The sequence below is a fragment of the Streptomyces sp. NPDC090108 genome (genome assembly GCF_044747185.1).
Classification (GTDB): Bacteria; Actinomycetota; Actinomycetes; order Streptomycetales; family Streptomycetaceae; genus Streptomyces.
The window spans coordinates 571,267-595,892 of sequence record NZ_JBIVDQ010000004.1 but is presented as its reverse complement, the minus strand read 5'-3'; the positions used below and the strand labels follow the sequence as shown (position 1 = coordinate 595,892).

At 74.0% G+C, this 24,626-nt stretch carries 21 protein-coding genes; 10 read left to right on the top strand and 11 right to left on the bottom strand.

What is annotated here, in order from left to right; all coding sequences use genetic code 11:
* Positions 1-25 precede the first annotated feature (25 nt).
* The 7 genes from ACIPRD_RS17440 to ACIPRD_RS17410 all read right to left on the bottom strand — a co-directional run bounded on the left by ACIPRD_RS17440 (position 26) and on the right by ACIPRD_RS17410 (position 7,579).
* Positions 26-1,288 (bottom strand): histidine kinase, encoded by a 1,263-nt coding sequence (locus ACIPRD_RS17440; protein WP_401563906.1) that lies wholly within the window; start codon positions 1,286-1,288, stop codon positions 26-28.
* Between the two features lie 390 nt (positions 1,289-1,678).
* Entirely contained in the window at positions 1,679-2,074 is a 396-nt protein-coding gene (locus ACIPRD_RS17435) for a ribonuclease domain-containing protein (protein WP_356399575.1), read from the bottom strand.
* Between the two features lie 85 nt (positions 2,075-2,159).
* Positions 2,160-3,068, bottom strand: coding sequence for a DMT family transporter (locus ACIPRD_RS17430; protein WP_401563903.1), 909 nt, complete (start codon positions 3,066-3,068; stop codon positions 2,160-2,162).
* 136 nt (positions 3,069-3,204) lie between these two features.
* Complete coding sequence (locus tag ACIPRD_RS17425) at positions 3,205-4,020, bottom strand: AIM24 family protein (RefSeq protein WP_356399579.1); 816 nt, start codon at positions 4,018-4,020, stop codon at positions 3,205-3,207.
* 60 nt (positions 4,021-4,080) lie between these two features.
* Positions 4,081-5,361, bottom strand: coding sequence for an allantoicase (gene alc, locus ACIPRD_RS17420; RefSeq protein ID WP_401563900.1), 1,281 nt, complete (start codon positions 5,359-5,361; stop codon positions 4,081-4,083).
* A 267-nt stretch (positions 5,362-5,628) separates the two neighbouring features.
* The gene (gene allB / locus ACIPRD_RS17415; protein ID WP_356399583.1) at positions 5,629-6,966 is read right to left on the bottom strand and encodes an allantoinase AllB; all 1,338 of its coding nucleotides are present in this window, start codon (positions 6,964-6,966) and stop codon (positions 5,629-5,631) included.
* 325 nt (positions 6,967-7,291) lie between these two features.
* Positions 7,292-7,579 carry a DUF5955 family protein gene (locus tag ACIPRD_RS17410; RefSeq protein WP_356399831.1) on the bottom strand — a complete coding sequence of 96 codons (288 nt, stop codon included), beginning with the start codon at positions 7,577-7,579 and terminating at the stop codon, positions 7,292-7,294.
* 152 nt (positions 7,580-7,731) lie between these two features.
* Here ACIPRD_RS17410 and ACIPRD_RS17405 point away from each other — a divergent pair, with 152 nt between their 5' ends.
* Both ACIPRD_RS17405 and aceB read left to right on the top strand, forming a co-directional pair.
* Positions 7,732-8,421 (top strand): nucleotidyltransferase family protein, encoded by a 690-nt coding sequence (locus tag ACIPRD_RS17405; protein WP_356399585.1) that lies wholly within the window; start codon positions 7,732-7,734, stop codon positions 8,419-8,421.
* A 241-nt stretch (positions 8,422-8,662) separates the two neighbouring features.
* The gene (gene aceB / locus ACIPRD_RS17400) at positions 8,663-10,288 is read left to right on the top strand and encodes a malate synthase A (RefSeq protein WP_401563898.1); all 1,626 of its coding nucleotides are present in this window, start codon (positions 8,663-8,665) and stop codon (positions 10,286-10,288) included.
* A gap of 19 nt (positions 10,289-10,307) precedes the next feature.
* Here the strand turns inward: aceB and ACIPRD_RS17395 are convergent, their stop codons facing one another.
* Positions 10,308-11,222 (bottom strand): HipA family kinase, encoded by a 915-nt coding sequence (locus ACIPRD_RS17395; protein ID WP_356399589.1) that lies wholly within the window; start codon positions 11,220-11,222, stop codon positions 10,308-10,310.
* A gap of 20 nt (positions 11,223-11,242) precedes the next feature.
* On the bottom strand, positions 11,243-12,901 hold the full coding sequence (locus ACIPRD_RS17390) for an IucA/IucC family protein (protein ID WP_401564197.1): 1,659 nt from the start codon (positions 12,899-12,901) through the stop codon (positions 11,243-11,245).
* 445 nt (positions 12,902-13,346) lie between these two features.
* Here ACIPRD_RS17390 and ACIPRD_RS17385 point away from each other — a divergent pair, with 445 nt between their 5' ends.
* From ACIPRD_RS17385 to ACIPRD_RS17365, 5 genes are all read left to right on the top strand, one after another.
* On the top strand, positions 13,347-14,924 hold the full coding sequence (locus ACIPRD_RS17385) for an IucA/IucC family protein (RefSeq protein WP_401563896.1): 1,578 nt from the start codon (positions 13,347-13,349) through the stop codon (positions 14,922-14,924).
* A gap of 106 nt (positions 14,925-15,030) precedes the next feature.
* A complete protein-coding gene (locus ACIPRD_RS17380) occupies positions 15,031-16,572 on the top strand; it encodes a hypothetical protein (RefSeq protein WP_356399593.1) in 1,542 nt (513 codons plus the stop codon).
* A 48-nt stretch (positions 16,573-16,620) separates the two neighbouring features.
* A complete protein-coding gene (locus ACIPRD_RS17375) occupies positions 16,621-17,379 on the top strand; it encodes an NUDIX hydrolase (protein WP_401563892.1) in 759 nt (252 codons plus the stop codon).
* 74 nt (positions 17,380-17,453) lie between these two features.
* Positions 17,454-18,719 carry a VWA domain-containing protein gene (locus ACIPRD_RS17370; RefSeq protein WP_401563886.1) on the top strand — a complete coding sequence of 422 codons (1,266 nt, stop codon included), beginning with the start codon at positions 17,454-17,456 and terminating at the stop codon, positions 18,717-18,719.
* Entirely contained in the window at positions 18,719-19,519 is an 801-nt protein-coding gene (locus ACIPRD_RS17365; RefSeq protein WP_401563884.1) for a hypothetical protein, read from the top strand. Before ACIPRD_RS17370 ends, ACIPRD_RS17365 begins: the two co-directional genes overlap by 1 nt.
* Before the next feature lie 85 nt (positions 19,520-19,604).
* On the opposite strand, the gene ACIPRD_RS17360 is transcribed toward ACIPRD_RS17365, so the two are convergent.
* Positions 19,605-20,231, bottom strand: a complete 627-nt coding sequence (locus ACIPRD_RS17360; protein ID WP_401563881.1) for a winged helix-turn-helix transcriptional regulator — start codon at positions 20,229-20,231, stop codon at positions 19,605-19,607.
* Positions 20,232-20,318: 87 nt separating this feature from the next.
* Here ACIPRD_RS17360 and ACIPRD_RS17355 point away from each other — a divergent pair, with 87 nt between their 5' ends.
* The 3 genes from ACIPRD_RS17355 (at position 20,319) to ACIPRD_RS17345 (ending at position 22,892) form a co-directional block, all read left to right on the top strand.
* Complete coding sequence (locus ACIPRD_RS17355; RefSeq protein WP_356399603.1) at positions 20,319-21,527, top strand: pyridoxal phosphate-dependent aminotransferase; 1,209 nt, start codon at positions 20,319-20,321, stop codon at positions 21,525-21,527.
* Between the two features lie 153 nt (positions 21,528-21,680).
* Entirely contained in the window at positions 21,681-22,415 is a 735-nt protein-coding gene (locus tag ACIPRD_RS17350; RefSeq protein WP_401563878.1) for a hypothetical protein, read from the top strand.
* A gap of 54 nt (positions 22,416-22,469) precedes the next feature.
* Positions 22,470-22,892: an acyl-CoA thioesterase gene (locus ACIPRD_RS17345; RefSeq protein ID WP_356399607.1), complete on the top strand. Its 423-nt coding sequence runs from the start codon at positions 22,470-22,472 to the stop codon at positions 22,890-22,892.
* A gap of 227 nt (positions 22,893-23,119) precedes the next feature.
* Here ACIPRD_RS17345 and ACIPRD_RS17340 read toward each other — a convergent pair whose 3' ends face one another.
* Positions 23,120-24,499 carry an 8-oxoguanine deaminase gene (locus ACIPRD_RS17340; RefSeq protein ID WP_356399609.1) on the bottom strand — a complete coding sequence of 460 codons (1,380 nt, stop codon included), beginning with the start codon at positions 24,497-24,499 and terminating at the stop codon, positions 23,120-23,122.
* Positions 24,500-24,626 lie beyond the last annotated feature (127 nt).

Genomic DNA, 24,626 nt, shown 5'->3' with positions numbered 1-24,626 from the left:
CCCCGGCCTCCGGCGCGGGCGGCCTTCAGCCGGCGCCCCACGGCAGCCATCCCCGTACCTCGAAGCCGCCGTCCGTCGTGGGGCCGTGCACCAGCCGGCCGCCGGCGAGGTGCGCGCGTTCGGTCAGGCCGATCAGGCCCTGGCCGGAGCCGGGGACGGGTGGGGCCTCTGCCTCGGGAGCGGCGTTGGTGACGGTGACGGTGAGACCGTCGGCGGGGGTGCCGGCGAGGCCGAGGAGGACCTCGGTGCCGGGGGCGTGCTTGCGGGCGTTGGTCAGGGCCTCCTGGGCGATGCGGTAGGCGGTGCGGCCGACGGAGACGGGGACGTCCGCGGGGTCGGTGACCCGGTGGTCGAGGGTGACCTTCATTCCGGCCTCGCGGCACTCGGCGACCAGGGCGTCCACGGCGGCGAGGGTCGGCTGCGGACGGCTGCCGGCCGCGTCGTCCGCCTCTCCGGTGCGCAGCACGCCGATGATCTCCCGCAGGTCCTGGAGCGCCTCGTGGGCGCTCTCCCGGATGACCCCGGCGGCGCGCACGATCTCCTCCCGGGGCGCGTCCGGCCGGAACTCCAGGGCTCCGGCGTGCACGCTGAGCAGGGTGAGCCGGTGGGCCAGCACGTCGTGCATCTCCCGTGCGATGGCCTCGCGGGCGAGCCGCTGTGCCTGTTCGGCGCGCAGCCGTGCCTCGCTCTCCGCCTGGCGGGCGCGGTCGCGCAGGCTGAGCATGAGCTGCCGCTTGGAGCGGACCACCATGCCCCAGCCGATGACGGTGACCGTGAGCAGCACCGAGAAGGCGACGATCCCGGCGTACGGCAGGTCGGGGTCGGGCCGCAGCCAGTAGAAGACCGGGATCAGCGCGATGTCGATCCCGCCGATCCAGGCGACGTACCGGAAGGGCCGGTGCACGGCGAGGGTGAACAGGGCGACCATCACCGCGCCGCCCGCGGTGTCGGACGCGAAGCCGGCCACGACCATCGCGACGGCGAGCCCGACCGGCCACCGGCGCCGCAGCCAGACCGCCGCGCAGGCGACGGCGCCGAGCACCACGTCGAGGACGGCGAGGGAGTGGGGCAGGCCGGGTTCGTCGCGCAGGGCCCGCGCGGCCACGAATCCGAGGCCCACGGCGAGCAGGAAGCAGGTGAGGTCGACCAGCCAGTCGCGGGCGGTGCGCCGGGGGCGGCGGCCCGCGGGGGCGGTGTCGGGGTCCAGGTCGTGGACGAGGGCGGACGGGAACAGCCACCGGCGGCCCGCGAGATCCTGCGGCGCCCGGGCCGGTTCGTCATTGCTCACATTCGGCAAATCTACGCACGATCGGCGCCCGCTCCGGCACTGTGCGGGCGATCGGCGACCAAAGTCGCACGACCGTGGACTTTGGGTGGCCCGGCGCGCGCGGGGCGCGGTGCTCGCCGGACGCGATGTCCCCGGCCAGGAGGTGTCCGGCGCCTGGGAACGCGCGCTCGCCGCAGGCGCCGTCCGCGGCCTTGGGGGGCGTCCGGCGCGGGACGCGGTGCTCGCCGAGCGCGCCGTGCGCGGCATGGGGGGTGTCCGGCGCGCGGGACGCGGGGTTGTCGCAGGCGCCGTCCGCGGCCCCGGGGTGGGGGTGGGAGGCCGGGCCGGTGAGCGCGGCCTCCCGTTCCCGGGGCGGCGGTGTGGCGGTGCCTCAGGACCCGCCGGGCCGGCTCAGCAGCCGAAGTCGATCAGGTCGAACGTGACGTAGTGGTCGGAGGTGTAGTAGTCCTCCTGGCTCTCCTCGCCCGTGACGATGCGCCGGGCGCCGCGCGTGGAGGAACCGGGGGTCTTCACCGTGTACTCGTGGTAGTAGCCGGTGGACTGCGCGGGCAGGACCTGCTCGCGGTTCTCGAAGACGACGCCGTCCTGCGGGTACGGGAAGGGGCCGCCCTGGTCGATGAGGTCCAGGGTGTCGTGCGCCTGCGAGGGGAGGGAGCCGGCGCAGATGCTGCCGACGGACGTGGCGGCGGCGTCCGCCGCGCCGGCGGAGAGGGTGCCGCCGACGAGGAGGGCGGACAGGAGCGCCGCGGCGGCGCCGATGCGAGATGCGCGTGGGGGGAATCTCATGCCGTCATCATGACGCGCGTAGAGGCTGGCATGTCAACGACAAGAATGTGTGGTCTCCCGCCGGGTCCGGTGAACATCCGGCGTGTCAGTCCGCCGCCCGGCGCCCCCACGCGGTCCCCACGAGAACCAGCGCTCCGCCCGCGAGACCGGTCGCGCCGAGCCGTTCGCCGCCCAGCAGCAGCCCCGCCGCGGCGGCCCACAACGGCTCGGTGCCGAGCAGCAGGCTGACCCGGGACGGCGAGCTGCGGCGGACCGCCCACATCTGGACGAAGAAGGCGACCACGGTGCACAGGGCCGACAGGAACAGCAGTCCGGCCCAATCCCGCACGCCGAAGCCCGCGGCGGTGGCCCACGGCGTGGGCCCGCCGGCCGCCGACAGGGCCGCGAACACGACGACGGCGGTGCCCAGCTGGACCGTGGTGAGCGGCAGCGGTGCGGCGGTCTGTACGGCCCTGATCCGGGACATGGCGAGGACGTGCAGGGTGCGCGCCAGGGCGGCGAGCAGCATCAGCAGGTCGCCCGCGGAGGGCCGGGTGAAGCCGCCGCCCTGGGTGAGCAGGACGACCCCGAGCACCGACAGGGCGGCGGCGCCGAGGAAGGACGGGGCGGGCCGGGTGCGGGTGACGGCTGTCTCGGCGAGCGGGGTGAAGACCATGGTGAGGCTGATGATCAGGCCCGCGTTCGTGGCCGACGTGTGGACGACGCCGTAGGTCTCCAGCAGGAAGATGCCGCTGAGGATCAGGCCCAGCAGGGCCGCGCCGCGCCACTGGGCGCCGGTCAGGGCGCGCAGGGAGCGCCGCGCGGCGACGACCAGGACGGGCACCGCGAGCGCGAACCGCAGGACCAGTACGGCGAGGACCGTGCGGGCCGTGGTGACGTCCTTGGCCGCCAGATAGCTCGCGCCCCAGACGACCGCGACGAGCAGGACGGGCAGGTCGGTGGACCGGGCACGGCGGGGTGCGGCGGCTGCGCCCGGTACGGCGACGGTCGACATGGCGGGCCCTCCGGGGCTGCGGACGGTGCGCGACGTCGGCGGCTCGCACGGGAACGATCACCGTACCGGTGGCGGTGCGCACGGGCCAGGGATCACGCGACGCCGGAGCCTTCGGGGAGGCGCCGGAGTCCGGCCGTCAGCCCACGTTCGTGGAGAAGATGCCGCCGGTCGGGCCCTGCTTGTCGCCGCCCTGGGCCTTCTTCAGGGCGTTGGCCAGGCTTTCGATGGTGAGGGACTGGAGGATCACGCGGCCGTTGCCCTCCAGAGTGGCCAGGGACAGGCCCTCGCCGCCGAAGACCGCGTTCATGATGCCCTGGCGGTTGAGGCCGCCGACGCGCTGGACGCCGTACCGGATGCCCTCCTCGAAGGCCACGACGCAGCCGGTGTCGACCTCGATGCGGCCGCCGAAGTCGGCCGGGTTCAGGTCGATGAAGTTGCCGGCGCCGGCGATGATCACCGTGCCGTGGCCGGTGAACTTCTCCAGGACGAAGCCCTCGCCGCCGCTCATGCCGGTACGGCCGCCCTGGAAGGCGATGCCGAACTCGACGGTGGACTCGGCGGCCACGAAGGCGTCCTTCTCCGCGAACCACGCGCGCGTGCCGTCGAGCTCCAGCGCGCGCATCTCGCCGGGCAGCACGCCCGCGAAGCCGACCGTGCCCTGGCCGCCCTGGGCGCTGAAGTACTGGAACGCCAGCGACTCGCCGGCCAGCATGCGCTGGCCGACCTGCATGGCGGTGCCCATGGCCTGGCGCAGCATGCCGCCCATGCCGCCGCTCCCGCCGCCCTGTTGCCGGCCGCCGCCCTCCGAGGGGCCGGACAGGCGCGTCTCCATGGTCACGTTCGTCGTCTTGAACAGGAACTTCCCGGCCTCGCAGTACACGGTCTGGCCGGGGTGCAGGTTGACGACCGCCATCTGCATGGCGTTGCCGACGATCTCTTGCTGAAGGGTCACGCGGGGGGAACGCGCGGGGCGGGGAGAAGAGTTCCGGAAGATCCGGCTGTGTCCCTCGCCTCACCCGCCCGGTTCCTGGTGACGGGCGGCGAGCGCGGACGCGCCGTCCTCCGTCAGGGAGCCGAACAGCCGCACCCGGGAGACGCCCCCGTCGGGGTAGATGTCCACGCGCGCGTGGGTGGCGGTGGCGGCGGCGGGGAGGACGAAGCGGTGGGCGGTGTCCGGCTGGAGGCGGGTACGGGGCAGGATCTCGGTCCAGCCGCCGCGGCCGTCACCCTCGCCGCGCCCATCACCGTCGTCCTCGCCGCGCCCGGCACCCTCACCACGCCCGGCGTCGTCGTCCTCGCCGCGCCCGGCGTCCGCCCCGGTGACCCCGATGGCCCCGGCATCCCTTGCGTCCCCGGCGTCCCCGGCGTCCCCGGCGTCCCGCACCGACACGGACGCCCAGCCCGCGCTGTTGCCCTTCAGGCACGCCGTGTCGATCTCGATCGCGCGGATCAGGGACCGGGCGACCAGGCGGTAGCGGATCCAGTCGTTGCCGTGGTCGCGGCGGCGGCGGGTCTCCCAGCCTTCGTCCATCCGCCGGGAGCGGCCGGGCAGGATGGTGTTGACGGCCGGGGAGTAGAAGAGGTCGGAGGCGTCCTCGACCCGGCCGCCGTTCTCCAGGGCGACGACGTCGAAGGTGCCGAGCACGGCCAGCCACGCTGGGTCGGGCACGGCCTCGCCGTACACGCGCAGGCGCGCGATGCCGCCGTCGGGATGCTGGACGAGGCGCAGGTGGGTGAAGCGCCGCTCCACGTCCACCGCGAAGCCGTTGGCCGCGTGGCCGCCGACCGGTGTGCGCGGGACCAGCGTCGTCCACTTCACGTCCGCGGACAGCAGTTCCCCGGGGGAAGGGGAGCCGGGCACCGACGCGCCCTCGACCGAGACGGCCTGGGGGTGGTTGCCGCGGAAGTGGGCCGTGTCCACGACGACGCCCCGTACGACCCCCGGCACGCCGAGGCGGATCAGCGCCCAGTCGTGGTCGTCGTCGGCCGGCCAGGGGTGGGCGGCGGACGGACCGCGCCGGCGGCGGCTCTCCCAGCCGTCCATGATCTTGCCCTTGTGGCCGAAGCGCTCGGGCTCGAACCCGGCCCTCCCGGGCAGGAGGAGGTTCTCGCGCTCGGCGAAGAACTCGTCGTTGGCGGCGACGACCCCGGCGCCGAGCCGCCGGTCGGCGAGGTCGGTGAACCGGGTGAATTGGAAGTCGGCGGTGCGGTAGTCCGCGTACGGGTCACCGCCCGTGTAGGGGGCGGCGTCGCCGGTGAAGCCGGCCCAGCCGGCCGGATCCTGTGCCGTCACGGTGTTCGGGGCTCCTTTCGGACTTCGGGATCGTGGGGTCGGAGGGCGCGGGCCGCGTGCCGCGAGGCGGGAACGGGCCACCGGTGGCGGGCCGGGCCTGCGGCGCCGGGGCGGGTTCCGGGACTCCGTCGCCGGGGGCTCGGTTCGGGAGCTCCGTCGCGTGGGCGCGGTCCCGGGACTCCGCCGCCGTGGGCACGGTTCGGGAGCTCCGGCGCCGGGAGCTCCGCCTCCGTGGGCACGGTTCCGGGGCTCCGGCGACGGGACGGTTCACCGCGGGCGGCTGAGGAGTGTGCCCGTCGGTGCGGCGAACTCGCCGTCGGCGAAGACGCGCCGGCCGCGCAGCCAGGTGGACTTCACGACGCCGTGCAGCGTCCTGCCCGCGTACGCCGTGACCGGGTTGCGGTGCTGGAGTCCGGCCGGGTCGACGGTGAAGGTCTCATCGGGGGCGAGGACGGCGAAGTCGGCGTCGCGGCCGGGCTCGACGGCACCCTTGAGGGTGTCGAGCCCGGCCAGCCGGGCCGGCTGCGCCGACATCCAGCGGACGACGTCCTCCAGGCCGTGCCCGCGCCGGCGGGCCTCGGTCCACACGGCGGGCAGGCTCAGCTGCAGGCCGGAGATGCCGCCCCAGGCGGTCGCGAAGTCGGGGGTCTTCAGGTCGGCGGTCGAGGGCGAGTGGTCGGTGACGACGCAGTCGATGGTGCCGTCGGCCAGGGCCTGCCAGAGCAGGTCCTGGTTGGCGGCCTCGCGGATCGGCGGGCAGCACTTGAACTCGGTCGCCCCGTCGGGGACTTCCTCGGCGGTCAGGGTGAGGTAGTGCGGGCAGGTCTCCACGGTGACGCGGACGCCCTCGGCGCGGGCGGCGGCGAGAAGCGGCAGCGCGTCGGCGGACGACAGATGGAGGACGTGCACGCGCGCGTGCAGGCGGCGGGCCAGTCCGACGAGGCGGGCGATGGCCGTGTCCTCGGCGTCGCGCGGCCGGGAGGCGAGGAAGTCGGCGTACCGGGGGCCGGCGTGGGACGGGGCGGCGGCCAGCCGGTGCGGGTCCTCGGCGTGCGCGATCAGCAGGCCGTCGAAGCCGGCGGTCTCGGTGAGGGCCCGGGTCAGCTCCTCCTGGTCCAGGTGCGGGAACTCGTCCACGCCGGACGGGGAGAGGAAGGCCTTGAAGCCGAAGACCCCGGCGTCGTGCAGGGGGCGCAGGTCCTTGACGTTGCCGGGCAGCGCGCCGCCCCAGAAGCCGACGTCGATGTGCACCCTGCCCTCGGCGGCCTCCCGCTTCACCCGCAGGTTCGCGACCGTGGTGGTCGGCGGCAGCGAGTTGAGGGGCATGTCAATGAGGGTGGTGATGCCGCCCGCGGCCGCCGCGCGCGTGGCGGTCCGAAAGCCCTCCCACTCGGCGCGGCCGGGGTCGTTGACATGCACGTGGGTGTCGACCAGGCCGGGCAGCAGGACGTGGTCGCCGACGTCCTCCAGCCGGGCCGCGGTGACCTCGGCGTCGTACGGCAGTACGGCGGTGATCTTCCCGGCGGAGACGGTGACCGTGGCGGCCCGCTTCCCTTCCGGGGTGACGACACGCGTGGAACGCAAGGCCAGGTCGGCGTCGGACACCCGGGACCCCTTCTCTTCTCCGCGCTGTTCCCCGTCGCCCGCTGAAGCTCTTCACTTCCAGGAAACGGGATTTACCCCCATGTAACGGAATTCAACGTTCTGTTGACGGAGTCTTCCCGGCGGCGCCCCGGCCGTCAAGGGGCGCGTCGGCCGACCGGCGGGCACGCCGCCGCCTTCGCACCGGCCCCGGAGGAACGCGCCGTGCCACGTCCGGCCCCCGCGAGGCCGGTCGAGCGTGACCGCGCGGCGGCGGGCGGCCGCGGAGTTCTCCGAGACGCCGACGGGTGCGGGCGGGTGAGCGGAAGGGGGCGGGGCAGGGCGGGGCTCAGGGTGCCGAGGATCCGCCCAGCACGTCCATAGCCGTCCTCAGCTCGGCGAGTCCCCTGGCCAGGGCGCTGACCGAGCCGATCGCCCCGGCGATCAGGAGCAGGGAGCGGCGCAGGCGGGGTATCTCGGGGATGCCGCCGGCGACCATCGCGGCGAGTGCGGCCAGTTCGTCCTCGGCGATTCCCCGGTCGGGGAAGTCCGCCGGGAGCGCGGCGAGTTCGCGGCGCAGACGGGCCACGGCGGTCCGCAGTCCCGCCACTCTCGGGTCCTCGTCGCTGCCGGTCACCGGCGTCTGCCCCAAGCTCCGCAACCCAGCCCTCCCCTTAGCACGGCCATGTGCGCGGGTCAGTTAACGCGACCGGATGCGCGAACGCCACCACGCGGACCGAAATTCAGCCCCAGGGGGCCTTGGCCGACGGCGCCGGGTATGCAGGATCCATGACGGACGATCACGATCACCGGGACGCCGGTCCCCCTCCGGGCCCGCGCGACGCACGGATCCAGGGAGACCCGCGTTCCGCAGGCGTCCCGGCGGACCCGCGCCCGGAGACCGCCGGGCTGCTGCTGGCGGCCGGCGGAGGCAGGCGGCTGGGCGGGCGGCCGAAGGCGCTGCTGGAGTACCGGGGGCGGCCGCTCGTCGAGTACGCGGCGGGCGTGCTGCGCGCGGCCGGATGCGGGCGGGTGCACGTCGTCCTGGGCGCGGGGGCGGACGAGGTGCGGGCACGCGCCGACCTGAGCGGCTGCGTGCTGGTCGACAACCCCGGCTGGGCGGAGGGCATGGGCTCGTCCCTGCGCGCCGGACTCGCCTCGCTCGCGGGGACGGGGGTGCGCGCGGCCCTCGTGAGCCTGGTGGACCAGCCGGGCATCGGACCGCGCGCCGCGGCCCGGGTGCTCGGCGCGTACGACGGCGAGACCACGCTCGCCGCGGCCTCCTACGACGGCGTGCGCGGGCACCCCGTCCTGTGCGGCGCGGCGCACTGGCCCGGCATCGCCGCGGCCGCCACCGGCGACCGGGGGGCCCGCGCCTATCTGCGGGAGCACGCGGGACGGGTACGGCTCGTGGAGTGCGCGGACGTGGCCGAGCCGTACGACATCGACACCGCGGCGGACCTGCGCCGCCTGCGCTGAACGGGCGGCGACCGGCGCGCGGTTCCGGCGGCCCGGCACCGCGCGCCCCTTCACCGCGTGCCTGCGCACCACGCGCTTGTGTGCCGCGCCCCGGAGCGCCTGGGCTTCAACAGAACATTGAAGCTCCACCATGAGGAAACTAGGATCCACGGACCGGTGGCGTCCTTGCGCGCAGCGGGCGCCGACTGTCCGATTCATGCTCCTTGGCGTCCGATGCCCTTGCTGAAGGAAGTGACAGCTGATGTCCGCACCCGCGCCGTCCCCTCTGACCGTCACCGGCGCGGGGCCGCTGCCCCGGCAGGAGGAGGTCCTCACCGACGCGGCCCTCGGCTTCGTCGCGGAGCTGCACCGGCGGTTCACCCCGCGCCGTGACGAACTCCTCGCCCTGCGCGCCGAGCGCCGTGCCGGGATCGCCCGCACGGGAACGCTCGACTTCCTCCCCGGGACGGCGGACATCCGCGCGGACGACTCCTGGCGGGTGGCCCCGGCCCCGCCCGCGCTGGAGGACCGGCGCGTGGAGATCACGGGTCCCACCGACCGCAGGATGACCGTCAACGCCCTCAACTCGGGCGCGCGGGTGTGGCTCGCGGACTTCGAGGACGCCTCCGCTCCCACCTGGGAGAACGTGGTGCTCGGCCAGCTGAACCTGACCGACGCCTTCACCCGGTCCATCGACTTCACCGACGCGGTGTCCGGCAAGTCGTACGCCCTGCGGCCGGACGCCGAGCTGGCGACGGTCGTCATGCGTCCGCGCGGCTGGCACCTGGACGAGCGGCATCTCGTCGACGCCGGCGGCACGCCGGTCCCCGGTGCCCTCGTCGACTTCGGCCTGTACTTCTTCCACAACGCCCGGCGCCTGCTCGACCTCGGCAAGGGCCCGTACTTCTATCTGCCGAAGACCGAGTCGCACCTCGAAGCACGCCTGTGGAACGACGTGTTCGTGTTCGCGCAGGACCACCTCGGCATCCCGCGGGGCACCGTCCGCGCCACCGTCCTCATCGAGACGATCACGGCCGCCTACGAGATGGAGGAGATCCTCCACGAACTGCGCGAGCACGCCTCGGGGCTGAACGCCGGCCGCTGGGACTATCTGTTCTCCCTGGTGAAGAACTTCCGTGACCGCGGGCCGGAGTTCGTCCTGCCGGACCGCAACGCGGTCACGATGACGGCCCCGTTCATGCGGGCGTACACCGAACTCCTCGTCCGCACCTGCCACAGGCGCGGCGCGCACGCGATCGGCGGCATGGCGGCGTTCATCCCCTCCCGGCGGGACGCCGAGGTCAACCGGGTCGCCTTCGAGAAGGTGCGCGCCGACAAGGACCGTGAGGCGAACGACGGTTTCGACGGTTCCTGGGTGGCCCACCCCGACCTGGTGCCGATCGCCATGGAGTCCTTCGACAAGGTGCTCGGCGACCGGCCGCACCAGAAGGACCGGCTGCGCGAGGACGTGCGGGTCGAGGCGGCGGACCTGATCGCCGTCGGCTCCCTGGAGGCGAGGCCGACGTACGGCGGTCTGGTCAACGCCGTCCAGGTGGGCATCCGTTACATCGAGGCGTGGCTGCGCGGGGTCGGCGCGGTCGCCATCTTCAACCTGATGGAGGACGCCGCCACCGCGGAGATCTCCCGCTCGCAGATCTGGCAGTGGATCGACGCGGGCGTCGAGTTCGAGAACGGCGAGAAGGCCACGCCGGAACTGACCCGCCGGATCGCCGCGGAGGAACTGGCCGCCGTCCGGGCGGAGATCGGCGCGGAGGCCTTCGACGCCGGGCACTGGCAGGAGGCGCACGACCTGCTGCTGCGGGTGGCGCTGGACGAGGACTACGTCGACTTCCTGACCCTGCCCGCGTACCGGCAGCTGGAGGGCTGACCTCCCGGGGGCGCCCGTCTCAGCCCAGGTGGACCGACCAGTCCTGCTCGGCCGCCGGCTTGCCGTGCAGGTCGGGGACGCGCTTGAGCCAGTCGGGACGGCCCTGCTCGGTCCGGCGGGCGCGTGCGGCCTCCTCGGCGGCGAGCTCCTCCCGGCTCGGGAAGTCGGTGGGCAGCCACTGGGCCGACAACCGTACGCGCTCCAGGAGGTAGTCGACGTAGGCGGCGCGGACGTCGTCGGGCGTGGCGAAGCCGGCGTCCTCGGCGAGCCAGGCGTCCGGGACCTCGGCGACGATCCGGCGCAGCAGTTCCCCGGTCACCCTGGGCGCGAGTTCGGCGTCGGCGGCGCGGACGTCGGGGCCGTACTGGCCCAGCGCGTGGTGGCGGAAGTCGTACTTCCTGCCCGGGGTCGTGGTGTCCCAGCGGTGGTGGAAGACCAGCGCGGCACCGTGGTCGATGAGCCAGAGCCGCGGCGGCACGGTGCCGAGGGTGGGCCAGACCATGAGGTTGGAGCTGTGGACCGTACGGTCGACGTTCACGGTGAGCGCGTCCAGCCAGACGATCCTGCCCGCCTCCAGCGGGTCGACGGGGAAGTCCCTGGCGATCTCGGGCGTGAAGTCGCGGGCGCCCGGCAGATAGTCCATGCCGAGGTTGACGCCCGCGCTGGCGCCGTGCAGCTCGCGCACCTCCTGGTGGGGCTCGTCGGCGGCGATGGCCGGGTCGAAGTGGGCGAGGACCAGCTCGGGGAAGCGCAGTCCGAGGGCGCGCGCGAGTTCCCCGACGATCACCTCGGCGACCAGCGCCTTGTGGCCCTGCGCGGAGCCGGTGAACTTGACGACGTAGGTGCCGAGGTCGTCCGCCTCGACGACGCCGGGCACGGACCCTCCCGACCTGAGGGGGGTCACGTATCGAACGGCAGTCACATCGCGCAGCACACCGGCCAGCGTAATTCAGGTCAGCCGGGGAGCAGGGGGTTGGGCAGCGGCAGGTAGCGGGCGTCGGCGCCGTCCGCGCCGGTCCAGCGCAGCAGCAGGTTGGTCTTGCCGGGCAGGGTGGGCGCGGCGAGCAGGGCGGGGATCTCGGGCAGATCGTGCCGGGCCAGCTCGCGGCGCACGGCGGGCCACGGGTCGAGGCCGGGGTGCTGTTCGGCGAGGGCGGCGGCGATCTCGCCGAGGTGGTTGACGACCAGGGTGTAGACCAGCCGCTCCCAGCCCGCTGCGCGGGAGACCTCGGGCAGGAGCTTGACGCCCTCGGCGTCCCGGAACAGCGCCTGCACGGGCGCGCCGGTGGCGTCCACGGCGACCAGGGAGTTCTGCAGATGGGCCTCCAGGACCACCCCGTGCGCGTCGAACGCGGTAAGGACGGGCGGGACGACCTGGCGCAGGTACGCCTCCCACCAGGCGTCCGGGTCGGGCGCGGCCGCGGCGGGGCTGCCCTCGAAGCCCTCGGCGAGACCGGCCGCGAGCAGGGGGGTGGCGCCGGGCAGCAGATGGCCGCGCAGGCCGTCGCGGGTGAGGACGGCGAGTTCCTCGAAGGCGAAGGCCGCGGTGCGGTAGCCGCGGTCGCTGAGCCAGGCCGCCGGGCCGTCCATGGCGGCGAAGGCACCCCCGGCCGCCTGGTCGGTGCGGCGCAGTCTGCGCAGGTCGTGGCGCCAGAGGCGGCGGATGTCGTTGGTGATGCGCACGTCGAGGCTGAACTTCAGGAAGAGGTCGCGCGCGGGCTCGTACACCGTGCGCACCGCCGCCGTCGGCCACACGCCGTACTCCGTGGTGCCGAGCCGCAGCAGGCGTCCGTCGGCGAAGGCCGGCGCGAGGTCGCGGGCGAGGAGGTCGAGCTGCCAGGGGTGGGCGGGCAGCAGCCGGTACCCGTCCGGTGCCGTGCCGAGGGCGTCCAGGGCCCGGGTGTCGCCCTCCTCGGCGACCTGGTCCTCGCGGACACCGAGCAGCACCAGCGGGAAGCGGGCGTGCGCCTCCGGGGCGTACGGCAGCCATGCCGCGGCCGGGCCGCCGCCGCGCGCCTTGGGGGCGGGGTGGTGGGGGTGGCCGGTGATCAGGGACTGCTCGGAGCGCAGGTACGGGTCCTCGGGCGGGGCCGTCCGGGCGCGGGCGGTGAGCAGCGCGGCGACGGTGTCGCGGCTGTCGATCATCTCGGCGGGCAGGTCGTCGTTGGGCAGGCCCGTGTACCGGCGCAGTTCCTCGGCGGCCAGTTTGACCAGCTCGGTGTGCCCGATCCGCTGCCACTCGCCGGCCACCAGCACCTCGGGCTCGGCGGGCCGCCGCCCGGCCCGCACCCGCAGCAGCCGGCCACTGCCGGAGAGCCGGTACACGGGGCGGTTCCCGTGGGGGGAGGGGCGGGGCTCGTCCTCGCGGGGGGCGGGGGGTGCGTGGTCCTCACTGAGGGCGGGCCGGGGCTCATCTTCGCTGGGGGCCGTGTGTGCCTGCTCCTCACGGGGGCTGGGGCGCGGCTCGACCTCGCGGGGGGCGGGGGGTGCCTTCTCCTCACGGAGGGCCGGGAGCGCCTCGTCGCCGTGGGGGGCGGGGAGCGGCTCGGCCACTTCGCGCAGGAGGCAGTTGAGCAGGGGCGCGGCGGCGTAGGCGTCGGCGCGGCGGCCGATGTCGTCGCCGGGGCGGCCGGCGGCCTCACCAGGGCGGTCGGTGGCGTCGCCAGGGCGGGTGGTGCCGTCGCTGGAGCGGCCGAGGCCGTCGCCGGGGCGTGCGGTGGCGTCGGAGAGGGGCTTGGGGTCCACGCGGTCCATTCGTTCTTCGTCGGGGGGTGGTCTCGGTCGCAGGGACGGGGCTCACGGGGCTCACGGGGCGGGACGGTCGGAGGAGGGTCGGTCGGGGGTGGCACGCACTGCGGGGCGCAGCGTGCCGACAGGCCGTCCGCCGCGGCGAGCGTGCCGATAGGCCGTCCGCCGGTACGCCGTCCCCCGTACGACGCCCGGAGGCCGGTGCGCCGACCTGCCCGGCGGCGTCCGGGGCCCGTCGCGACCAGTATGTCTGCCGTATCCGACAATCGTGCTGAGCCGCCTGCCGCCCGCCCGTCCCGAGGAGACGACCGTGCACCACTCTCGCACCGCCGAGGCCGAGCCGGCCGAGGAGCTGGCCGCCGTACGGCCCGGCCTGCTCGACCGGTACCGGGCCGCCCTGCCGGGTGCCCGCGCGGCGGTGCTCACGCGGCTGTGGCGGGCGTTCGCCCATGAACCGCTGCCGTGGATCATCCGCCGGACCCGGGGCGCGCACAGCCTCACCCTGCACCTTGCCGACGGCCGCCGGCTGCACGGGCCGCTCGCGGATCCGTACGCGACCGGTGACCTGGTGACCGCCGTGCGCCTGGACCGGGAGCGGTACGACGATCCGGCGCTGCTGATGACCGACCTCGCGGTGCCGCACGCGGCCGCCTTCGCCGTCGAGCTCGGCGGCAGCACGGCGTCGCTGGCGCTGTCCCGGGCGGGAGCGGACCACGCGGACGCGGATCGCACGGGTGCGGACGGCACGGGTGCGGATCGCGCCGGTACGGGCCACGCCTGTACGGGCCACGCTCGGGGGTGGCCGGAGCGGGACTGGGAGTGGGAGCAGCGGGTGACCGACGGGCATCCGTTCCACCCCAACTGCCGTTACCGGCCGGGTTTCTCGGTGGCGGACCAGCTGGCGTACGGCCCGGAGCACGGTGCGGTGGTGGAGCTGGGCACGGTGGCGGTACCGGCGGCGGAGTGCCTGGTGTCCGGGGAGTGGCCCGACGAACTGCGTTCCGGGGAGCGGTTGTTGATCCCGGTGCACCCGTGGCAGGCGACGCATGTGCTGAAGCGGTCGTACGATCCGTGGCGGCCGGCGCACCCGCTGATGTCGCTGCGCACGCTGGCGCTGTCCGGCGGTCCGCATGTGAAGACCGCGCTGAGCGCGCGGCTGACCTCTTCGGTGCGGGACATCTCCGTGTACTCCGTCGAGGCGTCGGCGGCACTGTCCGCGTTCGGGGAGGAGCTGGCGGCGCGCACGGACGGCCTGCTGCACATCACCCGCACGGTGGGCGCGGTCACGGCCCACTCCCCCGATCTGGCGGCGCTGCTGCGGGAGTCGCCCGAGGAGTACGCGGGGCCGGGCGAACGGGTGCTGCCCGTGGCCGCGCTGGCCACCACCCGGCTCCCGGAGGACCCCGCCTGGCTGGCCGCCTTCACCCGTCTCGCCCTCACGGCCGGGCTGCGCCTGCTCGATCTGGGCGTCGCCCTGGAGGCGCACGGCCAGAACCTGCTGGTGATCCTCTCGGCCGCCGACGACACCCCGCTCCGCCTCGTCTACCGGGACCTGGCCGACATCCGCATCAGCCCCGAGCGGCTGCGCCGCCACGGCATCACGCCGCCGGCGCTGACCGGACGTCTGATCAACGACGACGAAACGGTCCTGCGCCGCAAGCTGTTCGGGTCACTGGTCGCGGGCGCGCTGGCGGGCACGGCGGGCTCCGGCGCCGCCCTGGGCGCGGCCCTCGGCTCCGCGCTGCCCGCCCTGCCCGGCACCCCGGACCTGCCGGCCCTGCGCGAACACCCGCTCCCCGCCAAGGCACTGACCCTGATGCGCCTCTCCCCCGAGACCCCGGGCGACCAGTGGACGGCCCTCCCCAACCCGCTGTCGTTCCTGGACTGACCTCACGTCACATTTCGCACACAAAAGGCCCGATCATCTGATCGCGCCCTCCCCGCGGGGTACTTCTGTGGAGCGACGGACACGGATGCCCCGGGGGGAGCGGAACATGACTGACGTCGAGAGCGGTGACGGTCTGATGACGGCGATACGTCCGGAGCAGCTGGATCCGGGCGCGGTGGTGGCACAGTCGCTGGACAACCAGTGGGTGCCGGCCGGACTCGCCGAGGAGATGATCGAACAGGGCCGCTCCCTGGACGAGATCGGCGGGCGCCGGACCCGGGAAGTGCGGGCGGAGTACTTCCGCAGCCTGATCAACGCGAGCCAGGTCGTCATCAACCGCGCGTACTTCTACAACAACGACGCGATCAACAGCGACCTCACGGAGGAGACGGACGAGGCGCGTACGGCGCACCAGAGGCTGCTGGCCTCGGGGGCGATCGTCCCCTTCCTGCTCAACGAGCGTCATCCGGCGGAGGAGCCGCCCGCCCATCTGCATGTGCGGCGGGCCGGGTTCACCGCCTGGCAGGAGACGCTGGCGGGCATGCCGGCCAGTGACCGGGTGCGGTGTGTGCGCATGTCCTGGGACGGCTCGACCGACGACGCGGAGAACCGGGACCGCACCCGGATGCGGCTGTTCCAGCCGTTCACCGAGAAGGTGCAGGGGCTCACGGCCAAGGACATCGACATCCTCGCCGCCCAGGTCGGGGTCGCCCAGGAGGACGCGGACCGGTTCGGGCAGCGGCTCGGCGAGGTCGTCGGCTTCAGCAACGATCTCAGCGTGCGCAGACAGCCGGTGGTGCGCAACACCCTGTACGAGGAGTTCGTGACCGTCCCCGGCACGAACGTCGCGGAGGGCAGGTACGACCGGGACAAGCCCTTCGCGGCGGAGATAAAGCAGCTCCTCGACCTGATCTACAACGTCAACCTGGCGGATGCCCTGGGGCGCTATCCCCTCACGCCGGTCGGCAGTCTGCGGCGGGTCGTCCTCCAGGAGGCCCGCGAGGCGAGGTCGGCCACCGGCTTCGTCGAGGATCCCGGACAGCTGCTGACCTTCCTGCGCAGGCAGACGTTCGCCACCGTCCAGGACCACCTGACGCCGTCCGCGGTCAACGACCTGACGCTGGGCGACATCTGGCGGCTGCGGCAGACCTCCGCCTGGAACGCGTACATCCGTGCGTTCGGTGAACTGACGTCGGATCCGGGGGCGTTCCACGACGGCGTCGGTCAGGTCTTCGACCGCTACGTCCGGCTCAACTCGGAGATCCTGGCGCTGGCCCGCGACCGCAGGAAGGCCCGTCCCGCTTCCTGGCGGCCGGTCGCGGAGGTGGTCGTCACCGTGGGCGCGGCCGTCTTCTCGGCGGTCGGCGGTGACGGTGCCTGGCAGGTCGCCGGTTCGGTGCTGCCGCTCGCGGTGAGTGGCGCCCTGACCGGTTCGGTGCAACTGGTGCTGCGCAACCGGACCGCCGGACGGCAGGAACAGCGTTTCGCCCGCGAGATCGCCTCCGTCCGGCTGGCCAGTGAACGAGAATGGTCCGAGTTCCACGACCTGGTGCGGCACCTCCCGGGCTACCGGGAGACCACGGGGCCGGCCCCGACCGGCACGGCGTCCGCGACCACCCAGGACAACGAAGACCTGCCCGAATACTGAAAGCGGGGAGTACCTCTTGCACCGACTGGCGAGCGTGCGGTGGATCCGGTGAACCGGTACGAGGCTCTGCGCCGGGACAGACCCGACTGGTTCCGTGACGGCGGTCCGGGCGGCATCGAGATCCTGACGGATCCGGGTTCGGTCCGGGCCGCCCGCCGCCTGGTGTCCAAGGCGTCCCGGCCCGCCGCCCGCGGTCCGCTCTCCGCTCTGTGGGGGCGGCTGCGCGCCACGCTGCGGCCCGTTCCGGTGGGTGTGCTGTCGGCCGGGCGGTTCCTGTGGCACCTGCGGGACCCGGTGCGCTTCCCGGACGGCCGGCTCGGCCTGTACGACCGTGTCCTGCCGCCTCCGGAGACCTCTCCCGGCGTGGTCGTCCTGCCGCTCCTCGGCCCGGCGGGCCCGGGGACGAGGGTGGTGCTGATCGAGCACTACCGGCACGCGACCCGGGACCGGCACTGGGAGGTCGTACGCGGTTTCGGCGAACCGGGCGCCTCGACGGAGGAGAACGCGACGCGGGAGCTGCGGGAGGAGATCGGCGCCGTTCCGACGTCGGTGACCGATCTCGGTGAACTCCACCCGGACACCGGGCTGCTGGGGCACCGGGTCAGGCTGTGTGCCGCCCGGATGGACGAGGTCGGCGCGCTCGAGGAGGGTGAGGCGATCGGCCGGGCGATCACGGTGCCGGTCGCCGAGGCGGAGGAGATGGTGGCCGACGGCCGGATCACCGACGGGTTCACCGTCGCCGTGCTGTACCGGGCCCGCCTGTCCGGCGTGTTCGACCCGAAGTCGGAGGAGCAACAGGTCACCTGACGGGCCGGGGTCCGGAGTCTCACCGTTCATCTGCCGTTTTGGCGTGCGGCGTGTGCGGTCAATACGATCCACCGATGATCAGAAGACAACGGCTCGCGGCGGGCGTCCTCGCTCTGCTCGCGGCCCTGGCGGCCGGGATCGCGTTCCCCGGCGGAGCTGTCGCGGACGAGACGGAGCAGCAGCCCGCTCCGAAGGTCGAACTCGTCCTGGACGTCAGTGGCTCCATGCGTGCGCGGGACATCGACGGCGGTACGCGGATGGCCGCGGCGAAGCAGGCGTTCAACGAGGTGCTCGACGCGACGCCCGAGGAGGTCCAGCTCGGCATCCGTACGCTGGGCGCCAACTACCCGGGCAACGACCGGAAGACGGGCTGCAAGGACACCGCCCAGCTGTACCCGGTCGGCCCGCTGAACCGGACCGACGCGAAGACCGCGGTGGCCACGCTGGCGCCGACCGGCTGGACGCCGATCGGTCCCGCGCTACTGAAGGCGGCCGACGACCTCCAGGGCGGCGACGGCACCCGCCGGATCGTCCTGATCAGCGACGGCGAGGACACCTGCCAGCCGCTGGACCCGTGCGAGGTCGCCCGCGAGATAGCCGGCAAGGGCATCGGGCTGACCATCGACACGCTCGGCCTGGTGCCGGACGCCAAGACCCGTGACCAGCTCAGCTGCATCGCGGACGCGACCGGCGGCACCTACACCTCCGTGCAGCACAAGGAGGAACTCAGCGACCGTGTCGGCCAGTTGGTCGACCGGGCCGCCGATCCCGTGGTGACCCCGGTGGCCGCCACCGGCGCCGACCGCTGCGACCAGGCACCCTCGCTCAAGTCGGGCCTGTACACCGACCACGAGGAGTCCGGGCAGCAGCGCTGGTACAAGGTCGACGTGAAGCCGGGCCAGGAGCTGCGTGCCTCGGTGAGCGTGGCGGACGACCGCACCGTCGCCCCGAACTACGGCGTGCTGCTGCGGGCGGTGACCATGAAGGGCCGCGAGATCGTGCGCGGCGAGGCCGCGGGCAACGGGCGCACGGACGCGATCTCGACGGGCCTTCGTTACCCGAAGGCCGAGAGCGACGACGACAGCGCGCCCGCCGAGACGGTGTGCCTGCAGGTCACCCACTCCTTCGCCGCGGCCGCGGGCGTGAAGACCACGCCGGGCATGCCGCTGGAGCTGACCGTCGACGTGGTGGACGGTCCGTCGCAGGCGAGCGACGTGGCCTCATTCGGCCTCGGGCGCGGCTGGTGGCTGCTGGGCGCCCTGGTGCTGACCGGTTTCGTCGCCGGTCTGCTGTGGGGCTGGCTGTCGCGCTGGCGGGTCGCGGTCTGGAGGACCAACTGATGCGTATCACCCACATCCTGGGCGCCGCGGCGCTCGCTCTGGGACTGGCCGCGGGTCCTGCCGCCGCCGACTCCTCCCCGTCGCCGAGCGCCTCGTCCGGCAGCGAGGCGCCCACCCAGGCGGGCACCTCGTTCCGTACGGCGACGGAGATCGAGCAGGGGCAGCGGGCCACCGCGTCCGGTTCCACCGGTGACTACATGTACTGGTCGTTCCCGGCGGACACCGGCCAGCGTCCCACCGTCAGCGCGACGGTGAAGCTGCCGCAGACGCACTCCGCCGAGACCTGGCAGATCGACGTCTACGACGGACTGCGCCGCCGCCAGGCGTGCCAGTACGGCGCGGCGACGCGGACCGCGGAGCAGGGTTCCGGCTCGGTCGAACTGGCCTGTGTGCTGCGTACCGTCCGTTCCTGGTCGGAGCCCTGGGCCGACGACCCGCTGCCGGGCACGTACTACGTCCGGCTCACGGTGCTGGGCCTCGGCTCCTCCGACCTCGGCCAGCCGGTGAGCACCGAAGTGCGCGTCGACTCCAAGGACATCGGGGGCGCGGCCGCGGTGGACGGTTCGCTGGCCGAGCCGCTCGTGCCGGGCATCGCCGTCAAGTCCGCCTCGGAGGACGACGGTTCGAAGTCGGCGGTGCTCTCCAGCATCAAGCCGGACGACGGCTGGTCCTCCGGCTGGTGGACGGACCGCTGGGTGTGGACGGCGATCGGCGGCGTCCTGGCCGCCCTCGCGGGCATCGGCGGATACGCGCTGACGCGCGGCTCGGGCCGCCCGTCCCAGGTCCCGCCGGGCTACTGAGCCCGCCCGAAGAACGGTGAAGGCCCGCCTGCACGGCGGGCCTTCGTCGTCTCCTCCCCGCGGTGGCCCGTGGCGCCCGGCGCGTTCACTCCTCCCGCAGGCTCCTGGCCAGCGGGCCGTCCCCCGTCACCGTGATCCGCCGCGCGCGGACGGCGTCCGGGACGCTCAGTTCACCGCGGCCGACGGCCGTGCAGGTGGCGGTGTCCATGGCGAGGTGGGCGTCGGGCTCGCCGGGCGCCGGACCGTCGCCGTACGCGGGGCCGTCCAGGGCGCCGAGACGCAGGTGGAAGGTCCCCTCCTCCAGCGTGACCTCGACGACTCCCTCGCCCGCGAGGGACCGCAGCAGGGGCAGCGCGAACCAGTGGGCGCGCACGGCGTCGGTGGGCCGGCGCTCCCCCAGCCCGGCCTGCCCCCACTCCCCCAGCGCCTGCAGCACCGGGAGCAACCGAGCGCCGTGCGGGGTGAGTTCGTACACGTTCGCCGCGGCCGGGGGTGGAAGGCGGCGCCGGGTGGCGAGTCCGTCGCGCTCCATGTCCTTCAGCCGCGAGGCGAGGACGTCCGTGCTCACACCGGGCAGGTCCGCGTGCAGGTCCGTGTAGCGGCGGGGTCCGGCCAGCAGCTCACGGACGATCAGCAGGGTCCAGCGGTCTCCGACCAGGTCGAGGGCACGGGCCGCGGAGCAGTACTGGTCGTAGCGTCGGCGAGGTGGCATGCGAGGCAGTCTAGACGGGTTGTTGGACTTTCCAAGCTCCGACTTGGTAAAACCAAGTGACACCAGATACCGGAGAGGTAGCGGCGCATGGAGTTCCGGCAGTCCAACAAGCTCAGCGAGGTCTGTTACGAGATCCGCGGCCCGGTGATCGAGCACGCCGACGCGCTGGAGGAGGCGGGGCACAGCGTGCTGCGTCTGAACACCGGCAACCCGGCGCTCTTCGGTTTCGAGGCGCCCGAGGAGATCGTCCAGGACATGATCCGGATGCTGCCGCGGGCGCACGGCTACACGGACTCGCGCGGCGTCCTCTCCGCGCGTCGGGCGGTCGCGCAGCGCTATCAGACCCTGGGCCTGGAGGTGGACGTCGACGACGTGTTCCTCGGCAACGGCGTCTCGGAACTCGTCTCCATGGCCGTACAGGCCCTGGTCGAGGACGGCGACGAGATCCTCATCCCCGCACCGGACTTCCCCCTGTGGACCGCCGTCACGACACTCGCCGGTGGCAAGGCGGTCCACTACCTCTGCGACGAACAGGCCGACTGGACGCCCGACCTGGCCGACATGGCCGCGAAGATCACGGACCGGACGAAGGCCGTGGTCATCATCAACCCCAACAACCCCACCGGCGCGGTGTATCCGAAGGAGGTGCTCCAGGGCATCCTCGATCTGGCCCGCCGGCACGGCCTGATGGTGTTCGCCGACGAGATCTACGACCAGATCCTCTACGACGACGCCGTGCACCACTCGACCGCCGCGCTCGCCCCCGACCTGGTCGTCCTCACCTTCTGCGGGCTGTCGAAGACCCATCGCGTGGCCGGCTTCCGCTCGGGCTGGCTGGTGATCACGGGGCCCCGGCAGCACGCCAGGAACTACATCGAGGGCCTGACCATGCTCGCCTCCATGCGGCTGTGCCCCAACGCCCCCGCGCAGTACGCCATCCAGGCCGCGCTCGGCGGCCGCCAGTCCATCGGGGAACTCGCCGCGCCCGGCGGCCGGCTGTACGAGCAGCGGAACGTGGCCTGGGAGAAGCTGAACGAGATCCCGGGCGTGTCCTGCGTCAAGCCCAAGGGCGCCCTGTACGCCTTCCCGCGTCTGGACCCCAAGGTCCACAAGATCCACGACGACGAGAAGTTCGTCCTGGACCTGCTGCTGCGGGAGAAGATCCAGGTGGTCCAGGGCACGGGCTTCAACTGGCCCGCCCCCGACCACTTCCGCATCCTCACCCTCCCCCACGCGGACGACCTGGAGGCGGCGATCGGCAGGATCGGGCGCTTCCTCGGCGGCTACCGGCAGTAGCGGTCGCGTCCACCGCGCTCCGGAGGCGTTGTCGGACCCCAGCCGTACGCTGCGTACAGGTGCCGGCCGCCGTGGCCGGGCCGGGCGGCGGCCTGCTCCCGGCAGTGGCGGCGGCCGGACAAGGGGCGTCCGCGCTACCGGAGGGAGCACGAGGTGACACGACCGCCGAGCGCCGCGCAGCGGCGGGTGATCAACGACGCCGATCCGGTGACCGGCCGGCTGCGCGGGACGGAGGCGCAGCTGTCGGCGCTGGTGAAGCGGGGTCTGGCCTTCCGCCATCCGCGTCCGCCGCACGATCATTTCCTCACCCCCGCCGGACATCGGACACGGGAGAGCCCGCCCGCGGCGGAGCACCCGGGGGTGACGCCCCCGGAAGCGCCCGCGGGAACCGCTCCCCCGCCCGCCGGCCGCACCCCGGCGGGCGGCGGCGGTGGCCCGGCGGGCGGCGGTGCCACTGCGGCCGGGACGGGTGCTCCGCAGGCGCCGCCGCCCTCGGGGGTGTTCGCCGCCCGGGTCGGCGGGGAGGAGGAGGCCTCCGCCCCGGACCCGGCCCGCGCGCGTGAGGTGCACAGCGCCTGGCAGGGGCTGCTGGAGCTGCGCCGCATGACCAGCCGGGACGGCGCCACGGACCGGCCGTGCGACTGGGAGCGGACGCATCTCGTGCGGGCCGCCGCGCTCGCCCTGGAGGCGGACGGCCACCACCCCGCGGGAACGGACGGCCCGGGCTACCGGGTGCGGGCGACACCGCAGCCGGAGGCGGTCGCCGTGTACGCGGCGGAGCTGCGGGCCTGCGCGGCCACGCTGGAGCGGGCGGGATGGCAGGCCGGCGAGTACACCGAGCCGCGGACCAGGGCGCGTTATCTGCTGGCCTCCCCGCGCCGGGCGTGAGCGGCGTGTCAAGATCGGTCGACCGGAGAAGTCCGACACGAGGAGGGCAAGCAAGTGTCCGAACCGTTTTCCGTCCGTGTGACCGTCCGCGGCTACGAGACCGACGTACAGGGCCATCTCAACCAGGCCGTCTACCTCAACTACGCGGAGCACGCCCGCTGGTCGCTGCTCCAGGCGGCCGGACTGAGCCAGGCCCGGCTCATCGGCCGGGGCGTCGGCCCGGTGGCGCTGGAGACGACGATCCGCTACCGGCGCGAGCTGCTGGCCGGTGACGAGACCGACATCACCTGCGCGTTCGAGTGGGGCGAGGGCAAGACCTTCCGGATCCGGCAGGAGATACGCAAGAGCGACGGCACGCTCGCGGCCGAGGTCACCGCCGTCGGCGGGATCATGGACCTGAAGGCCAGGAAGCTGGTCGCCGACCCGCGCGCGGTCTTCAAGGAACTGGCCGCCGACCCGGGCCTCTTCGGCCTCTGATCCGACGCCCACGCGCCGCGCGTCAGCGCCCCGAGGCAGCCGCTGCGGGCCGCTGCGGCGGCGATGACGGCTGCGGCGGACGCGGAGGGCTGCGGCGGACGCCGCCACGGAGCCTCTTCCGGGGCGCGCGCCTCGCCGCGCGCCCCGGAAGGGGCCGCCGCGGACCACGCTCGGTCCACGGCCTCCGCGCGGGAGCCGTCACTCCCCGGGCGGAGGTCTCCCCCGGCTCAGCCCTCGGCGGTGATCCGCGCCAGGCGCCGGGCCTCGGACCGGGTGGAGCGGGCGACGGCGTCCTCGTCGACGGTGAGCAGGCGGCCGTTCCCGACGATCTGGCGTCCGTCGACGAAGGACGCGGTGACCGGTGCCGCCGCCCCGAGGACGAGGGCCGCCACCGGGTCGGCGATGGAGGCGTGGGCGACGGTGTCCAGCTTCCACAGCACCAGGTCGGCCAGCTTGCCGGGCTCCAGCGAACCGGTCTCGGCGGCGCGGCCGAGCACCTGCGCCCCGCCGTAGGTGCCGAGGCGCAGGGCCTGACGGGCGGTGAGCGCCGCCTCCCGGTGGGCGCCGAGCCGGTTGATCAGCAGCGCGTTGCGCAGCTCGGTGTGGAGTTCACCGGACTCGTTGGAGGCGGTGCCGTCGACACCGAGGCCGACGGGGACGCCCGCCCGGAGCATGTCGGGGACGCGGGCGATGCCGGCCGCGAGGCGGGCGTTGGACGACGGGCAGTGCGCCACGCCGGTCCCCGTCCGGGCGAAGGCCGCGATGTCGGAGTCGTTCATGTGGACGCAGTGCGCCATCCACACGTCCGCGCCGAGCCAGCCCGTCGACTCGAAGTAGTCGGTCGGGCCCATGCCGAACAGTTCGTGGCAGAACTTCTCCTCCTCCACCGTCTCGGAACCGTGGGTGTGCAGCCGCACTCCGAGGCGGCGGGCCAGCTCGGCGCCCTGCCGCATCAGTTCGGTGGAGACGGAGAAGGGGGAACAGGGGGCGACGGCGACCTGGGTCATGGCGTCCGCGGAGGCGTCGTGGTGGCGGGCGACGGTCTCCTCGGTGGCGGTGAGGGCGTCCTCCAGCGTCTCGACGGCGAAGTCCGGCGGCAGGCCGCCGTCGCTCTCGCCGCGGTCCATGGAGCCGCGGGCCAGGGTGAAGCGGACGCCGGTCTCACGGGCGGCGCGGACGATCGCGCCGGACAGGTCCCCGGCGCCGCGCGGGAAGACGTAGTGGTGGTCCATGGCGGTGGTGACGCCGCCGCGGGCCATCATCGCGAGCGAGCCCTGGGCCGCCGCGTAGACCATGGGCTCGTCGATGCGCGCCCAGGTCGGGTAGAGCGCGACCAGCCAGTCGAAGAGGTTGTGGTCGGTGGCGAGGCCCCGGGTGATCCACTGGTAGAAGTGGTGGTGGGTGTTGACCAGGCCGGGGGTGGCGAGGTGCCCGGTGGCGTCGATCCGGCGTACGACGTTCTCCAGGCCCTCCGGCGCCCTGCCCGCGCCGACCGCCTCGATGCGGTTGCCGGCCAGGACCAGGTGCCCGTCGGCGTGTTCGGTGTCCTCGGCGTCGACGGTCGCGATCGCGCAGTTCTCGATGACGACGCGCTGGGCTGCTGCCATGGTCCGTCCTTGTCGGGAGGGCGAGAGGGCTGGGGAGGGCGAGGGGGCTCGGGAGAGCTGGGGCGGGCCCGGGAGGGCGAGAGGGCTCGGGAGAGCTGGGGCGGGCCCGGGAGGCCCCGGGGGAAGA

Coding starts and splice junctions, on each gene's coding strand:
- ACIPRD_RS17435 (WP_356399575.1), bottom strand. CDS start 2,074: ATGAGATTCCCCCCACGCGCATCTCGCATCGGCGCCGCCGCGGCGCTC.
- ACIPRD_RS17430 (WP_401563903.1), bottom strand. CDS start 3,068: ATGTCGACCGTCGCCGTACCGGGCGCAGCCGCCGCACCCCGCCGTGCC.
- ACIPRD_RS17405 (WP_356399585.1), top strand. CDS start 7,732: ATGACGGACGATCACGATCACCGGGACGCCGGTCCCCCTCCGGGCCCG.
- aceB (WP_401563898.1), top strand. CDS start 8,663: ATGTCCGCACCCGCGCCGTCCCCTCTGACCGTCACCGGCGCGGGGCCG.
- ACIPRD_RS17380 (WP_356399593.1), top strand. CDS start 15,031: ATGACTGACGTCGAGAGCGGTGACGGTCTGATGACGGCGATACGTCCG.
- ACIPRD_RS17370 (WP_401563886.1), top strand. CDS start 17,454: ATGATCAGAAGACAACGGCTCGCGGCGGGCGTCCTCGCTCTGCTCGCG.
- ACIPRD_RS17365 (WP_401563884.1), top strand. CDS start 18,719: ATGCGTATCACCCACATCCTGGGCGCCGCGGCGCTCGCTCTGGGACTG.
- ACIPRD_RS17360 (WP_401563881.1), bottom strand. CDS start 20,231: ATGCCACCTCGCCGACGCTACGACCAGTACTGCTCCGCGGCCCGTGCC.
- ACIPRD_RS17355 (WP_356399603.1), top strand. CDS start 20,319: ATGGAGTTCCGGCAGTCCAACAAGCTCAGCGAGGTCTGTTACGAGATC.
- ACIPRD_RS17340 (WP_356399609.1), bottom strand. CDS start 24,499: ATGGCAGCAGCCCAGCGCGTCGTCATCGAGAACTGCGCGATCGCGACC.